Annotated in this window: 16 protein-coding genes; 15 read left to right on the forward strand and 1 reads right to left on the reverse strand. The window is 72.7% G+C overall.

Translation table 11 applies throughout. From position 1 onward, the window contains the following. Window positions 1-364 precede the first annotated feature (364 nt). The 10 genes from rplM (at window position 365) to LV79_RS08040 (ending at window position 8269) form a co-directional block, all read left to right on the forward strand. Entirely contained in the window at window positions 365-808 is a 444-nt protein-coding gene (gene rplM / locus LV79_RS07995) for a 50S ribosomal protein L13 (protein WP_253833691.1), read from the forward strand. After that, on the forward strand, window positions 805-1443 hold the full coding sequence (gene rpsI / locus LV79_RS34370) for a 30S ribosomal protein S9 (RefSeq protein WP_285469436.1): 639 nt from the start codon (window positions 805-807) through the stop codon (window positions 1441-1443). Before rplM ends, rpsI begins: the two co-directional genes overlap by 4 nt. 161 nt (window positions 1444-1604) lie before the next feature. Further along, window positions 1605-2939 (forward strand): phosphoglucosamine mutase, encoded by a 1335-nt coding sequence (gene glmM, locus LV79_RS08005; RefSeq protein WP_253833693.1) that lies wholly within the window; start codon window positions 1605-1607, stop codon window positions 2937-2939. A gap of 65 nt (window positions 2940-3004) precedes the next feature. Then, the gene (locus LV79_RS08010; RefSeq protein ID WP_253833695.1) at window positions 3005-3178 is read left to right on the forward strand and encodes a hypothetical protein; all 174 of its coding nucleotides are present in this window, start codon (window positions 3005-3007) and stop codon (window positions 3176-3178) included. 131 nt (window positions 3179-3309) lie between these two features. Further along, the gene (locus LV79_RS08015; RefSeq protein ID WP_253833697.1) at window positions 3310-3633 is read left to right on the forward strand and encodes a hypothetical protein; all 324 of its coding nucleotides are present in this window, start codon (window positions 3310-3312) and stop codon (window positions 3631-3633) included. 2 nt (window positions 3634-3635) lie between these two features. Further along, window positions 3636-5936, forward strand: coding sequence for a hypothetical protein (locus LV79_RS08020; protein ID WP_253833698.1), 2301 nt, complete (start codon window positions 3636-3638; stop codon window positions 5934-5936). Beyond that, a complete protein-coding gene (locus LV79_RS08025; protein ID WP_253833699.1) occupies window positions 5933-6460 on the forward strand; it encodes a hypothetical protein in 528 nt (175 codons plus the stop codon). Before LV79_RS08020 ends, LV79_RS08025 begins: the two co-directional genes overlap by 4 nt. A gap of 1 nt (window position 6461) precedes the next feature. Further along, entirely contained in the window at window positions 6462-6767 is a 306-nt protein-coding gene (locus tag LV79_RS08030; RefSeq protein ID WP_253833700.1) for a hypothetical protein, read from the forward strand. Between the two features lie 194 nt (window positions 6768-6961). Beyond that, window positions 6962-8056, forward strand: a complete 1095-nt coding sequence (locus tag LV79_RS08035; protein WP_253833701.1) for a hypothetical protein — start codon at window positions 6962-6964, stop codon at window positions 8054-8056. A 3-nt stretch (window positions 8057-8059) separates the two neighbouring features. Beyond that, the gene (locus tag LV79_RS08040; RefSeq protein ID WP_253833702.1) at window positions 8060-8269 is read left to right on the forward strand and encodes a hypothetical protein; all 210 of its coding nucleotides are present in this window, start codon (window positions 8060-8062) and stop codon (window positions 8267-8269) included. A gap of 9 nt (window positions 8270-8278) precedes the next feature. Here LV79_RS08040 and LV79_RS08045 read toward each other — a convergent pair whose 3' ends face one another. After that, on the reverse strand, window positions 8279-9091 hold the full coding sequence (locus LV79_RS08045) for a dienelactone hydrolase family protein (RefSeq protein ID WP_253833703.1): 813 nt from the start codon (window positions 9089-9091) through the stop codon (window positions 8279-8281). 49 nt (window positions 9092-9140) lie between these two features. Between LV79_RS08045 and glmS the strand changes: the two genes are divergently transcribed. From glmS to tsaE, 5 genes are read left to right on the forward strand one after another with little or no spacing between them, the layout of a single operon-like run. Beyond that, on the forward strand, window positions 9141-11000 hold the full coding sequence (gene glmS, locus LV79_RS08050) for a glutamine--fructose-6-phosphate transaminase (isomerizing) (protein WP_253833704.1): 1860 nt from the start codon (window positions 9141-9143) through the stop codon (window positions 10998-11000). Window positions 11001-11009: 9 nt separating this feature from the next. Beyond that, window positions 11010-12437 (forward strand): NAD(P)H-hydrate dehydratase, encoded by a 1428-nt coding sequence (locus LV79_RS08055; RefSeq protein ID WP_253833706.1) that lies wholly within the window; start codon window positions 11010-11012, stop codon window positions 12435-12437. Further along, window positions 12434-13507, forward strand: a complete 1074-nt coding sequence (gene alr, locus LV79_RS08060) for an alanine racemase (protein ID WP_253833707.1) — start codon at window positions 12434-12436, stop codon at window positions 13505-13507. The genes LV79_RS08055 and alr overlap by 4 nt, the downstream gene beginning before the upstream one ends. Beyond that, window positions 13504-14565, forward strand: coding sequence for an alpha/beta fold hydrolase (locus LV79_RS08065; RefSeq protein ID WP_253833708.1), 1062 nt, complete (start codon window positions 13504-13506; stop codon window positions 14563-14565). The genes alr and LV79_RS08065 overlap by 4 nt, the downstream gene beginning before the upstream one ends. Then, a complete protein-coding gene (tsaE, locus tag LV79_RS08070; protein WP_253833710.1) occupies window positions 14552-15013 on the forward strand; it encodes a tRNA (adenosine(37)-N6)-threonylcarbamoyltransferase complex ATPase subunit type 1 TsaE in 462 nt (153 codons plus the stop codon). The genes LV79_RS08065 and tsaE overlap by 14 nt, the downstream gene beginning before the upstream one ends. Window positions 15014-15037 lie beyond the last annotated feature (24 nt).

Below are 15037 nucleotides of genomic sequence, written 5' to 3' on the forward strand. Positions count from 1 at the left end.
CTCGTACCCACAAGGCCCGGGAGCACCCCTCCCGGGCCTTGTCGCGTGTCTGATACCGGCCCATCCTGTGCTGCCGTGCGCCCGTCCGCTGCCAAGCCGGGAACGATGCCGGGCGGGGACGTGGGGGCGGGTGGCGGGAGGGAGTGTCACAGTGTCACAGGCCACACCTGAGTGGGTGAGGGAGGGCGGTTTTGACCCTCCAACGGGCACCCGGTATCTTCTTACGTTGTTGTGCGGCGCGGGGCGTAAAGCTCGGCTTGTTCAGTGCGAGTCGAGCCGCGTTGCGCGCTTCTGGGCGACCCGTTCGCCCAGGGGTGATGCCCGCACAGGCACCCATGACGCATGTTGACGATGAGGTAGACCCGTGCCCACGTACAGCCCTAAGCCCGGCGAGGTCGACCGAGCCTGGCACGTGATCGACGCCGAGGACGTGGTGCTCGGTCGTCTCGCCACGCACGTCGCGACGCTCCTTCGCGGCAAGCACAAGCCCACTTACGCCCCCCACGTGGACACCGGCGACTTCGTCGTCATCGTCAACGCGGAGAAGGTTGTCCTCACCGGCAACAAGCGGGACCAGGCGTTCGCCTACCGGCACAGCGGCTACCCCGGCGGTCTGCGCAAGCGGTCCTTCGGCGAGCTGCTCGACACCCGCCCCGACCGGCTGCTCGAGAAGGTCGTCAAGGGCATGCTCCCCAAGAACAAGCTCGGCCGTGCGCAGGGCAAGAAGCTCAAGGTCTACGCAGGCCCCGAGCACCCGCACACCGCCCAGCAGCCCACGCCGTTCGAGATTGCGAAGGTCGCCAAGTGAGTGACGACGCCGTGAACCCCGAGGCCGTCGAAGCCGACGCCGCCGTCGAGGACACCGCTGCCCCCGTCGAGACCGACGACGCGCCCGCCGCCGAGGAGGCGCCGGTCGAGGAGTCCCAGGCTGACGAGGGCCAGGCCGTCGACGCCGACGAGGCCCCGGTCGCCGACGAGGCGACCGCGGTCGCCGAGTTCGACGCGCTCGACGACGAGGCCGACGAGGCCGAGGCCCCGGCGCTGCCGCACCTGACGTCGGAGACCGCGCAGACGGTCGGCCGCCGCAAGCAGGCCATCGTCCGCGTCCGGATCACCCCGGGCAGCGGCAAGTTCCAGCTCAACGGCAAGTCGCTCGAGGACTACTTCCCGAACAAGGTCCACCAGCAGCTCATCCGCGAGCCGCTCGTGGTCGTCGAGAAGCCCGAGTCCTTCGACATCCGCGCGATCCTGCACGGCGGCGGCATCACCGGCCAGGCCGGTGCGCTGCGGCTGGCGATCGCCCGCGCGCTGATCGAGCTGGACTCCGAGGACCGCCCGGTCCTGAAGAAGGCAGGCTTCCTCACCCGTGACCCGCGGGCCAAGGAGCGCAAGAAGTACGGCCTGAAGAAGGCCCGCAAGGCGCCGCAGTACAGCAAGCGCTGACCTTCGGCGGCAGCACCGGCACCACCCAGCGGGAGCAGCACGTTCGCGACATCGAACACGCTGCTCCCGCTGTGCTTTTCCCCAGGTCAGGCCCGATTTCGTCCCCGGCGCGCGACCAACCCTGCCTCCCAGCCCGTCCCCACACGCGGAGGAACCCGTCCATGGCTCGACTCTTCGGCACCGATGGCGTGCGCGGCCTCGCCAACTCCGAGCTCACCCCGGAACTGGCGCTGTCCGTCGCCGCGGCGGCGGCCCGCGTGCTGACCGCCCACGACGGCGCGCACCGCCCGGTCGCCGTGGTCGGTCGCGACCCGCGGGCCAGCGGCGAGATGCTGCAGGCGGCGGTGGCCGCCGGGCTGGCCTCGGCCGGGGTCGACGTGATGCAGGTGGGCGTGCTGCCCACCCCCGCGGTGGCGTTCCTCGTTGGTGACCTGGGCGCCGACCTGGGCGTGATGATCTCCGCCTCGCACAACCCGATGCCGGACAACGGCATCAAGTTCTTCGCCGCCGGTGGCCAGAAGCTGCCCGACACCGTCGAGGACGAGATCGAGGCCGCGCTCGCCGCGCCCGCCGACCGCCCCACGGGCGCGGGTGTCGGCCGGATCTACGACATCGCCGACGCGCACGACCGCTACATCGCGCACCTGCTCGCCGCGACCCCGAACCGGCTCGACGGCCTCAAGGTCGTCGTCGACTGCGCCAACGGGGCCGCCTGGGCCGCCGCCCCGCAGGCCTACCGGGAGGCGGGCGCCGAGGTCATCGCGATCCACGCCCTGCCCGACGGCGAGAACATCAACGACGGCTGCGGCTCGACCCACCTCGACGACCTGCGCGCCGCCGTGGTCGCCGAGGGCGCCGACCTGGGCATCGCGCACGACGGCGACGCCGACCGCTGCCTGGCCGTGGACGCCACCGGCGCCGACATCGACGGCGACCAGATCATGGTCGTGCTCGCGCTGGCCATGCGCGAGGCGGGCGAGCTGGTCGACGACAGCTTCGTGGTCACCGTGATGAGCAACCTGGGCCTGCACGTGGCCATGCGCGACGCCGGGGTGAAGCTGCGCACCACCGCCGTCGGCGACCGGTACGTGCTGGAGGAGCTGCGGGCCACCGGCCTCGCGCTGGGCGGCGAGCAGTCCGGCCACGTGCTCATCCCCGCCCACGCCACCACCGGCGACGGACTGCTCACCGCGATGCGGCTGATGGCCAGGGTCGCCGCCACCGGCCGCTCGCTGGCCGACCTGGCCGGGGTGATGACCAGGATGCCGCAGGTGCTGGTCAACGTCCGGGTCACCGACAAGGCGACCGTCGCGGCGTCCCCGCTGGTCAGCACGGCCGTGGCGGCCGTGGAGGCCGAGCTGGGCGACACCGGCCGGGTGCTGCTGCGCCCGTCGGGCACCGAGCAGCTGGTCCGGGTCATGGTCGAGGCCGCCAACGAGGAGGCCGCGCGCACCGCCGCCGACCGCCTGGCCGCCGTCGTCGCGGACGTTCGTTAGTGCGCTGAGTCCTAACCCCTTGGCGCGGGGCGTCGTTACGATGCCCGCGCCGAGAGGGGGCCGTGGTGAGCATCGGGTTGTCCGAGTTCCTGATCGTGGTCATGGTCGGCCTGGTCCTGGTGACGGTCGTCGTTGTGGCGAGGGCCACGGAGAAGCAGCGCCGCGAACGCGAACTGCGCGCCGAGCAGGAGCGGGAGCTGCTCCCGCCAGACGATTCCGGCCCGCCTCCCTTGAGTTAATGCAGTGATTCCTGGGTCGTCACACAGCATTGCTGAGTAGGTTCTTCTTTGCGTAAGTGACGGCACCCCAGGTCAGCGGGCCGCGTCCAAGCGCGTGACCACATCGAGGGGCAGGACAGTCAGGGGGAGCGGTGGCGCTCGACGAGACCATGAAGATGGACCACGAGGTGGTGCGGACCGCCGGGCTGGACATGGCCGACCTGGCCGTCTCGCTGCAAGGGGTGCAGCGCTACGCCACGGGGGACGGGCTCAAGGCCGAGCACTTCGGCCAGAACGCTGACGGCGCGGCCGCGTTCACCGCGCTCAACGGCGTCATCCAGCAGCTCGCCGGGTCCGTCGGCAAGGCCCAGCAGTACTGCGTCGAGGCGGCCAAGCGGCTGACCGACTCCGCCAAGGCGACCGACGGCACCGACGTCGACAACGCGTGGGGCATCACCGCGGCTGGGGGTGCGTGAGCATGGCCGAGCAGTTCAGCCACGAGGTGCAGGACGCCCTGCAGACCCCGTCGGACGTGCACACCGAGGACCACTCCGAGGCCATGCTGGCCAAGTTGGACGACTTCCTCAAGGTCATGGGCCGCGACTACCTCGGGTTCCTCTACGAGAAGTGGCGCAACCACCCGGCCTGCCTGCCCGGCAACCGCAGCCGCTGGTCGTCGCAGCCGGTCTGCGGGGACGGCTGGCAGGAGAAGACCGACAGCTCGGGTGGCCTGTACAAGCTCAAGATCATCAACTGGGGCTTCCTCTGGGGCGCCCGGGGCAGGCTCGACAACCTGGCCAAGGCCGCTGGCGCGATGGACGGGGCCGCGGGGGCGGTCACCGCGAAGCTGCAGGGCGCGTGGAGCAGCAAGGCGGGTGAGGCGGCCGCAGCGAAGGTCAACGACCTGCGCGCCGCGTCGATGGACTACCAGTCGCTGCTGACCCAGCTGCGCGACCACGTCGACGGAGCGCGCTCGGCGACCCGGTCCGTTGTGGAGAAGCTCGCCGGGTTCGCGGATTCCTCCGACGTCGGCGGGAAGCCGATCGTCGACCGGTACGGCAAGTACGCCATCGGCGGGCCGTTCGACATGTTCCCGCGCGACCAGTACGCGACCTACATCGACGAGATGGGCCGCATCCTGGAGAGCGGGACCTGGGCATCCGGGTTCTCCGCCAAGGAGGAGGCGACCTTCCTCAGCGGACTCGGCCAGGGCCTGCTCAACCTGGGAACCGTGTCCCAGTCGGCCGAGTCGCTGCACCAGCCGGGCCAGGTGCGGCTGACCGACGGCGACAACCGGTGGTCGGACCAGATCTGCCGCGAGCTCAACGACTTCTGCGAGTGCTACTTCCTCACCGTCGGCAACCTGCGCCGCCGGATCGAGGAGACCATCCGGGCCGTCGAGTCCGCTTGGGACGAACTGAACTCGGCCACCATCACCATGACCGCCGACCCGTTCGGCAAGCTCAGCCTCACCGGGGCGTCCCAGCCGCCGCCGGAGGAGAAGAAGCCGGACGCGGACAAGAAGCCTGAGGCCAAGCAGCCGGTGCAGACCGCCGGTGGGCCGAGCGACACCGGCGGGGGTCCCGGTGGTGGCGGGCCTGGCGGTGGTGCTTACGAGCCGCCCGCGATGCCGCAGCCGCCGACCCCGGGTGCGACCGACCCCGCCTCGGCCATCCCCGAGACGCCGCAGGTGCCGGGCACTCCGCAGGTGCCGACCACCGGCGCGCCGGAGACGGTGACGATCACCGACGGCGACCGGTCGATCAGCGTGCAGAGCCCCGACGGGCAGGGCAAGGTCAGCGTCACGGTCGACGACGGGTCCGGGAAGCCGAAGACCTACGAGCTCGACTTCGGGCAGTCGACGCCGGGCGCGGTCGACCCGGCGACCGGCAAGCCGGTGGTCGACCCGGTGACCGGGCAGCCGGTGCCGGATCCGGCGACCGGGCGGCCGGTGCTGGACCCCGTGTCCGGGCAGCCGGTGCCGGGGCAGGACGGTGTGCAGCACATCCAGGCCAGCCCGGACGGGAAGGCCGTGATCCACGACGGCGACCTGACCATCACCGCCGAGCGCTCCGCCGACGACCCGGACACGGTGAAGATCACCGTCGACGACGGTACCGGCGAGCCGGTCACCTACACCGTCGACTACCAGGACCCGGCGGCGCCGACCGTGGGGCAGCCCGAGGCCAAGCCGGTCGCAAGCGCTTTCGCGCCGGGTGAACCCGGTGCGCGCGTCCTCCCCGGGGAGTCCCAGCCGGGAGGGCCCGCTTCGGCTCCGCAGGGTTTGTCCGGTGAGCCGGTGGCGGCTGCCCAGGGGGTGCCCGCGCAGCAGAACGGCGGCTACTCCGAGTACCAGGGCGGCGGGTTCGCGGCCGAGGCCCAGCCCGCGTACGACGGCCAGGGTGGCGGCTCGCAGTCGACCTTCGCGGCCAGTGACCAGTCCGGGGCGTGGGGCGCGGCGGGCAGCGTGTTCGACGACCTGGACCGCGGCGCCGACCAGGGCGACCTGTCCGGGGCCAGCGGCGACACGCACGCGTCCGGCTCCGGCGAGGCCGGGTTGGCCACGGCCCAGCCGGGTGCCGGTGACCACGCGGGTGGTCAGGCCGGGTCCGGTCTCGGCGGCATGCCGATGGGCGGCATGGGCGGCGGCGGTAGCAGCGGCGGGTCGGGCGACTCGGAGCGCGCCGGGTCGCAGTGGCGCACCAGCGGCCAGCTCTTCGACGACGACTACGCCACGGCGGAGTCCAGGATCAGCAGCGCGATCGACGGGGGCCGGTGAGCATGACTCCGGAGACCAGGCAGGTGTTAGCCCGCTACGAGGACATCACCGCGCAGTACACCGCGACGGTCAACGAGGTCGGCGAGGAGTTCGCCGCGGCGCTGGCCCGGCACGACGCGGAGGTGGCCGAGCAGAAGCGGCTCGCCGCCGAGCAGCTGCCCGCGATCGAGGCGGCGGACGCGGCGGCCAAGGCCGAGTTCGCCCGCGCGCAGGCAGCCGCCGCTGAGGAGAAGCCGACCACGTGGGCACGGGAGTCCCGTCCGACGGTGCTGAGCTTCGGCGACGAGGAGGACCGGCCCGCGCCGCCGCCACCTCCGCCGGTGGTGCACACCCCGCCGTCACTGCCCGCCGTGGTCGTCCCCGAGCCGGTCACGTGGACGAGGGACCAACGCCCCTCCGTCCTCTCCTTCGGCGTCGACGACGACCCCGAGCCCGCTGCGCCTGCCCCACCTGCCGCCCCGCGTCGCCCCGCACCATCGGACGACCAGGACGACGACTGGTCCGGCCGGAGCTGGGTGCGCTGAAGTGACGCTGCGCCTCGACCACGAAGCGGTCACCGCGCTCGCCACCGAGGTCACCGACCTCCAAGCCGCGGTCACCGCCATCGCCACCTACGCCCGAGTCGAACCCCTCACCCCACGCCACTTCGGCCCCCTGGGCGCCCGCGCCGCAGCCGCCTTCACCGCACTGCAAGACGACCTCCTCACCGAGATCGAGAACGCCGCCCCCGCCCTGGAGAACGCCGTCTCCGGCTTGATCAAGGCCGCCGAACAGGTCATCGAGGTCGACCAGGACGCCGCTGTGCGGATCACTCGGGCTGGTGAGCGGTGACGGCCGTGCGGCGGTTGTTGGTGGAGCCGGTCGTCGGGGGTGAGGTGTCGGATGCGGTGATTGATGGGGGGTTGGCCGGGGTTCGGCGGGCTTTGTCCACTCGGGAGGGTGGGGCGGTTTTTGAGCGGTGGCGGGGGCATCCGGCGGCCGTTGGGGGGTGGCGGCAGGAGGTGTGGGGGCCGCGGGATGAGCGGTTGCTTGATGACCTGCGTGGCACGGATTTCGGGGCGTTGGAGGCTGCTGCTGAGCGGTTGGCCGCGGTAGCTGCCGCGGCGGAAGCTGTGCGGGATAGGGCTGATGGGTTGCGGGGGCGGCTGTCCGACACCTGGGGTGGGCGTGGCGGGGATTTGGCTGCGGGGCGGTTCGACGGGTTCGCGCGTGAGGCGAGGGGGTGGCAGGAGAAGGCGGTTCGGCTTGCTGCTGCTGTTGACGGGGCGCGGGTGGCGGTCAGTTCGGCGTTGCGGGACTGGGCGGAGCAGGCGGGCACGGTGCGGGGGATCGCGGTCGACCACCTGCCCACCCGGTTGACCCAGATCGACCGGCTCGACGGCGCGGTACGGGCCAACCCGGTCGAGTCGCTGCGGGTCCACGGTGCCCACGCGTTGAACGCGCCGGGCGAGGAACCGTGGTCGTCCGCCGAGGTGATCGAGTACCTGGACGCGTACTGCTCCCGCTACGAGGCCGCCATCGCCCGGTTCCGGCGCGACCTGGCCGCCGTGCACAAGGCGACCACCGACACCTGGGACCTGTTCGTCCAGCTGCTGCCCCAGGACACCCCAGAGCCCGCCGTCGCAGTGACCGCTCGCCAGGACTCGGTGGCGGTCTCGGTCGACGGCAAGCAGTACGTGATTGACGGCCTACGCCAACCCAAGCCCGAGCCCACACCTGCCCAGCCCCAGCCCCAGCCTCAACCCGAGCCCGCAGCAGCACAGTCCACCGGCGCTCCGGTCGCAAGTGGACACACCGGCGGCCCGGGAGTCTCCAGTGGACACAGCGCGGCCGGTCAGGAACTGGGCCCTGGCATGGCAACTGGCGCCGAAGCCCCACCCGCCACCGAGCCCCAACGCCAAGCCCCAGCCGCGCAGAGCGCCGGCCCTGGCACCAGCGGCGGGATGATGGGCGGCGGCATGGGTGGGGGTATGGGCGGCGGCGCAGGCGGTGGTGGCGGTGACACCGAACGCAAGTCCAGCCAATGGCGCCTGGTCGGCAGCCTCTTCGACGACGAGGACCCCGCCTCCCGCTTCGACGGCATCGTCGGCGAGGACCCGGCCAACCGAGCCAGGGGCTGACCCGTGCTCAACGACGACGACCCCGCGGTCCGCGCCATCCGCGCGCCATTCCAGCAGCTCAGCGCCGCCCTGGCCGACGAACTGGCCCGCTCCCGCGTCACCTACGAGCAAGACATGGCCAAACCTGAAGACCGTCCCCGCAGGCGCCGCGCCCACGCCCCGGACCCCTCGGACACCGGCACCTTCACCGTCAGCTGGATGACCACCAGGTGACCCCAGGGCCTACCCGGCGAGCGTCGGCACCGTCTCGTAGGTGACCGGGGCGGTCTTGGTGGATTCCTCCAGCAGCGGCAGGTACTTCTTCTCGCCCGTCAGGTGGACCAGGAAGAACGCCGTCAGCAGCGCCCGGCTGATCCGGTGGGTCGCGTGCTCCGCCTTGCCGTGCACGAGCAGGCCGCTCCAGTGCCGTCCCTCGGCGAACCCCAGGTGCGAGGCCTTCGGCAGGACCCGCAGCTGTGTCGGGCCGCCCCAGGACTGCGCGATCAGCTCCCCGTGCGACCTGGGCGGCGCTACCAGGTCGTTCCCGCCGACCACGTGCAGTGACGGCATCTGGCACTGCCGGGCGGCGTCGGTCGCGAAGGGCTTGGTCTGGGCCGGGGCCAGGGTCGCCACGGCCTTGACGCGGGAGTCGTCGGCGGCGGCCAGGACAGCGGCACCGGCGCCGGTCGAGTGGCCGGCCAACCCCAGCCGGTCCTGGTCGACGCTGATGGCGCCCTCACCGAGCCGGACCCCGACGCACACGTCCAGTGCCGTCCGCAGGTCGGCGGCCAGCAGCCGGGCCGACCCGAGCGGGCCGACGTGGGTGCCGGGGGCGGCGACCACGACGCCCCACGACGCCAGGTGCCGGAACAGGCCCCGGTAGCGGCTGGTGGGCTGCAGCCAGCCGTGCCCGAAGGCGATGGCCGGGAGGCCGAGGCCCGCCGCTGGGGTGAACACCACTCCCGGCAGGCCGACCAACGCCAGGTCGCCGCGCAGAACCTGGTGCGGACCCCGGCGGGTGAGCTCGTCGAGCAGGTGCTTGGCCGTGCGTGCCATGGGGCAAGCCTATCGGTGGTCGAGCTTTCCGGTCGTTACCCTGGTGCGCGTGTGCGGAATCGTGGGATATGTGGGGCACAGACCGGCTCTCGACGTGGTGCTCGCCGGGCTGCGCAGGCTCGAGTACCGGGGGTACGACTCGGCCGGGGTCGCGGTCCTGTCCGGGGACGGCCTCGCCGTCGAGCGCAAGGCGGGCAGGCTGGCGAACCTGGAGGCCAGGCTGGACGAGGTGGGCCGGGACGGGTTCGCGGGCACCGCGGGCATGGGCCACACCCGGTGGGCCACCCACGGCGCCCCGGTCGACCGCAACTCCCACCCGCACCGCGACACCACCGGCCGGGTCGCCGTCGTGCACAACGGGATCATCGAGAACTTCGCCGCGCTGCGCGCCGAGCTGGAGGCGGCCGGGGTCGAGCTGTCCAGCGACACCGACTCCGAGACCGTGGCCCACCTGGTGGCCCGCGCCTACGCCGACGGCGACACCCGGGGCGACCTGCCCGCCAGCGTCCGGCTGGTGTGCCGCCGCCTGGACGGGGCGTTCACCCTGGTCGTCACGCACGCCGACGTGCCGGACCTGATCGTCGCCGCCCGGCGCAGCTCGCCGCTGGTGGTCGGCATCGGCGACGGCGAGACCTTCGTCGCCTCCGACGTGGCCGCGTTCATCGAGCACACCCGCGAGGCCGTCGAGCTGGGCCAGGACCAGCTGGTGCTGATCACCCGCGACGGCTACGAGGTGCTCGACTTCCACGGCGAGCCCGCCCCCGCGAAGCCGTTCACCGTCGACTGGGACCTCTCCGCCGCTGAGAAGGGCGGCCACGAGTACTTCATGCTCAAGGAGATCGACGAGCAGCCCACGGCCCTCGCCGACACCCTGCGCGGGCACTTCGCGGGCGGCCGGATCGTGCTCGACGAGCAGCGCCTGTCCGACCAGGACCTGCGCGACGTCGACAAGGTGTTCGTGGTGGCCTGCGGTTCGGCGTACCACTCCGGGCTGGTCGCCAAGTACGCCATCGAGCACTGGACCCGGCTGCCGGTCGAGGTCGAGCTGGCCTCGGAGTTCCGCTACCGCGACCCGGTGCTCGACCGCGACACCCTCGTCGTCGCCGTCTCCCAGTCCGGTGAGACCGCCGACACGCTGGAGGCCGTCCGGCACGCGCGTGAGCAGAAGGCCAGGGTGCTTGCGGTCTGCAACACCAACGGCGCGCAGATCCCGCGTGAGTCCGACGCGGTGCTCTACACCCACGCCGGGCCCGAGATCGGGGTCGCCTCCACCAAGGCGTTCCTGGCCCAGATCGCGGCGAACTACCTGGTCGGCCTGGCCCTGGCGCAGGCGCGCGGCACCAAGTACCCCGACGAGGTGGCCCGCGAGTTCCACGAGCTGTCCGCCATGCCCGACGCCGTGCGCCGGGTGCTGGGCACCACCGCCCAGGTCCAGGCACTGGGCCGGGAGCTCTCCGATGCCAAGGCCGTGCTGTTCCTCGGCAGGCACGTCGGCTACCCGGTGGCCCTGGAGGGCGCGCTCAAGCTCAAGGAACTGGCGTACATGCACGCCGAGGGCTTCGCCGCCGGTGAGCTCAAGCACGGCCCGATCGCGCTGATCGAGCCGGGCCTGCCGGTGGTCGTGGTCATGCCCTCGCCCAAGGGCCGGGCGGTGCTGCACTCGAAGCTGGTGTCCAACATCAGCGAGATCCAGGCCAGGGGTGCGCGCACCATCGTCATCGCCGAGGAGGGCGACGACACGGTGCGGCCCTACGCCGACGAGCTGATCGAGGTCCCTGCCGTGCCCACGCTGCTGCAGCCGCTGGTCTCGACCGTGCCGCTGCAGGTCCTCGCCGCCGAGATCGCCAGGTCCCGGGGCTACGACGTGGACAAGCCGCGCAACCTGGCCAAGTCGGTCACCGTCGAATAGGAGCCGCGTTTGCTGGGCGTCTGGACCACCACCGCTGTCCGCGAGGCCGAGGCGCAGGTCTTGGCCGCGACCGCGCCAGGCGCCCTCATGCGCCGCGCCGCGCACGCCGTCGCGCTGCACGCGGCCGGGTTACTGGACCGGCGGTGCGGCGGCGTGTCCGGGCGGCGGGTGGTCCTGCTGGTCGGCGCGGGCGACAACGGTGGCGACGCGCTGTGGGCAGGCGCGTACCTGCGCAAGCGCGGGGTCGGCGTGACGGCGGTGCTGCTCGCGCCGGACCGCGCGCACGCCGAGGGGCTGGCGGCGCTCAAGCGCGCGGGTGGTCGGGTCGGCACGCCCGAGGACGTCGACTTCGCGGACCTGGTGATCGACGGGATCGTGGGGTTGTCGGCGAGCGGCCCGCTGCGGCCGGACGCCGCCGCGGTCGTCGCCCGGGTCCGCGCGCCGGTCGTGGCGGTCGACCTGCCCAGCGGGGTCGACCCGGACACCGGCGCCGTGACCGGACCGGCGGTGACGGCCGATGTGACGGTCACCTTCGGCGGGCGCAAGCCGGTGCACTTCCTGGCCGGCGGGCGCTGCGGCGAGGTGCACCTGGTCGACCTCGGGCTCGACCTGCCGGAACCCCGGTTCTCGGTGCTCTCGGCCGAGGACGTCGCCGACGCGTGGCCGGTGCCAGCGGCCGGGGACGACAAGTACACGCAGGGTGTCGTGGGGGTGGCGGCCGGTTCGTCGACCTACCCGGGCGCCGCTGTGCTGTCGGTCGGCGCGGCTGTGCTGTCGACCTCGGGGCTGACCAGGTACGCGGGCTCGGCGGCCGACGAGGTGCGCCGCCGGTGGCCGGAGGTCATCGCCACCGGGTCGCTCGGGGACGCGGGACGGGTGCAGGCCTGGGTCGCCGGACCGGGGATGGGGACCGGCAAGGCCGCGCGTGACGTCCTCGGGGACGTCCTCGGCGCGGGCGTGCCGGTGTGCGCGGACGCCGACGCGATCACCCTGCTGGCGGCGAACCCGCAGCTGTGGGACGCCAAGGACCCGGACGCGCCGGTGCTGATCACCCCGCACGACCGCGAGTTCGCGCGGATCGCCGAACCGCACGGGATCGAACTGGGCACCGACCGGGTCGCCGCCGCGCTGCAGTTGGCGGCCGAGTTGAGCGTGACCGTGCTGCTCAAGGGGCATGTCACGGTGATCGCGGACCCGACGGGCGCCGTACTGGTGAACGCCGCCCGGTCGCACTGGCTGGCCACCGCGGGTTCCGGCGACGTGCTGTCCGGGATGATCGGCGCGTTGCTGGCAGCCGGGCTGGAACCGCTGCTCGCCGCCGCGTGCGCCGCGTTCGTGCACGTCCGGGCCGGTGAACTGGCCGCTCGGGGTGCTCCAGCGCCCGCATCGGCGATCGTCTCGGCGTTGCCGGATGCGATTCGGTCGGTGTTGTCGTGAGTCGGGCTGAGGTTGTTATCGACTTGGATGCGTTGCGGCATAACGTGTCGCTGTTGGTGCGTCGTGCCGCAGGCGCCGAGAGCATGGCCGTGGTCAAGGCCGACGGTTATGGGCACGGCGCGGTCCCGGTTGCCAAGGCCGCACTGCAGGCGGGCGTGACGTGGCTCGGGTCGTGCTCGCTCGAAGAGGCGCTTGCCTTGCGGGAAGCGGGGATCACGGCGCCGATTCTGTCCTGGTTGGACGGGCCGGATGTGGACATGTCGACGGCGGTGGCCGCTGGTGTGGACGTCGGGGTGTCCTCTGTGGAGCAGCTGCGGCGGCTGTCCGGCGCCCGGGTGCACCTGAAGATCGACACGGGGTTGAGCCGCAACGGGTGTCCGCCGGAGCGGTGGGCGGAGCTGGTGCGCGCCGCGGCGGCTTCGGACAACGAGGTGTACGCGGTCTGGTCGCACCTGGCTTGCGCGGACGACCCCGGCCATCCGTCGATCGACGAGCAGGCCAAGCGGTTCGCTGACGCCTACGACGAGGCGGTGTCGGCCGGGCTGCGGCCCAAGCGGCACCTGGCGAACTCGGCGGCGACGCTGAACCGGCCGGACCTGCACTTCGACATCGTGCGGCTCGGCATCGCGATGTACGGGCTCAACCCGTTGGCGCAACCCGAGGACCTGCGCCCGGTCATGACGTTCCGCTCCCAGGTCGCCCTGGTCAAGCGGATCCGGGCGGGCGAGTCCGTCTCCTATGGACAGACGTGGACCGCGACCGAGGACACCACGCTCGCGCTGGTCACCGCGGGCTACGCCGATGGTGTGCCGAGGTTGTTGTCCAACCGCATGGAGGTGCTGCTCGCGGGTGCGCGGCGGCCGATCCGGGGACGGGTGTGCATGGACCAGGTGGTCGTCGACTGCGGTGACGCGGACGTGTCCGAGGGCGACGACGTCGTCCTGTTCGGCTCGGCGGCGCGTGGTGAGCCGACCGCGACCGAGTGGGCCGAGGCGATCGGGACGATCGACTACGAGATCGTCACCGGCATGTACCGGCCTCGCGTGCGCCGCAGGTATGTGGGCGAATGAACCGCATCGGGAAGGTCGCCGCCGGCGCGGGTGTGCTCGCGGCCGCCGCAGCCGCCGTCGCTGTCGGGGTCCGCAAGCGCACGCCGAACGAGGACCCGTACCGGGACGAACCGCTGGGGGAGTTGAAGCCCACGCGGAGCGGGTCGGTCGTTGCCAGCGACGGGGTTGTGCTGTCGTACGAGGAAGTCGACCCGGCCGACGGCGGCACCCCGGAGGTGACGGCGGTGCTGGTCCACGGGTTCGCGATGAGCAGGCTCGCGTGGCACTTCCAGCGCCGTGACCTCGCCGCGCTCGTGGACCCCAGGGTGCGGCTGGTGCTCTACGACCACCGCAGCCACGGCCGCTCCGGTCGCGCCGACGCCGCCTCCAGCACGATCGACCAGCTCGCCGACGACCTCGACGAGGTGGTGCGCGCGGTCGTCCCCGAGGGGCCGATCGTCCTCATCGGACACTCGATGGGCGGCATGGTCGTGATGGCGCTGGCCGAGCGCGACCCGGAGCTGTTCGCCGAGCGGGTCACCGGGGTCGCGCTGATCGGCACCTCGGCGGGCGAGGTCGGCCGCAGCGGGCTGCCCCGGCCGCTGCTGTCCAAGTACAACCCGCTGACCAGGGTGCTCGGCCGGGTCGCCGAGTGGCAGCCCGCCGCCGTCGAGCTCATCCGCACCGCTGGCGGCGGCATCACCCGGCAGGCGGCCCGCACGATCGGGTTCGGCCCCGGCAACACCAGCCCCCGGCTGGTGGACTTCGCGGTCAAGCTGCTGGACGTGACGCCGGTGCGGGTGCTCGCCGACTTCGTCGACACCCTGGGCAGCCACAACCGGTACGCCGCGCTGGCCGGGCTCAAGCACTGCCAGGTGCTGGTGCTCAGCGGCGACCACGACTGGATGACCCCGTTCGCGCACGCCGAGCGGATCGCCGCCGAACTGCCCGACGCCCACCTGGTGCGGGTCCCCGGCGCCGGGCACCTGGTGATGCTGGAGCAGGCGGACCTGGTCGACGAGCACCTGGCTACGCTGCTGCGCGAGAGCTGCAAGGGAGGGACCCGTGGCCGGGACTGAGACCGTGGCACTGCCCACCGCGGGCGACACGCACGACTTCGGGCGCGCGCTCGGCGGAGTGCTGCGCGCCGGTGACCTGGTGCTGCTCGCCGGGCCGCTCGGCGCGGGCAAGACCGCGCTCGCGCAGGGCATCGGCGCCGGGCTCGGCGTCGCCGGGCGGGTCAGCAGCCCGACGTTCATCATCGCCCGCGAGCACCGCGCCGGGACCAGGGGCATCCCGATGGTGCACGTCGACGCCTACCGGCTCGGCGGGTCGCTCGACGAGCTCGACGACCTGGACCTCGACACCGAGCTGGTCGCGTCGGCGGTGGTCGTGGAGTGGGGCGAGGGCAGCGCGGACCGGCTCTCCGCCGACCACCTGCTGATCCGGCTGGACCGGCTGGCCGACGACTCCCGCGTGGCCACCGTCGAGCGGTACGGTGCCTGGGTCGACCGACCGATCGGGTGAGCCCTGCGGGGCACCGGGATGGGG

This window comes from Actinokineospora globicatena, from assembly GCF_024171945.1.
GTDB classification, from domain to species: domain Bacteria; phylum Actinomycetota; class Actinomycetes; order Mycobacteriales; family Pseudonocardiaceae; genus Actinokineospora; species Actinokineospora globicatena.

Coding starts and splice junctions, on each gene's coding strand:
- LV79_RS08020 (WP_253833698.1), top strand. CDS start 3,636: ATGGCCGAGCAGTTCAGCCACGAGGTGCAGGACGCCCTGCAGACCCCG.
- glmM (WP_253833693.1), top strand. CDS start 1,605: ATGGCTCGACTCTTCGGCACCGATGGCGTGCGCGGCCTCGCCAACTCC.
- LV79_RS08045 (WP_253833703.1), bottom strand. CDS start 9,091: ATGGCACGCACGGCCAAGCACCTGCTCGACGAGCTCACCCGCCGGGGT.
- LV79_RS08065 (WP_253833708.1), top strand. CDS start 13,504: ATGAACCGCATCGGGAAGGTCGCCGCCGGCGCGGGTGTGCTCGCGGCC.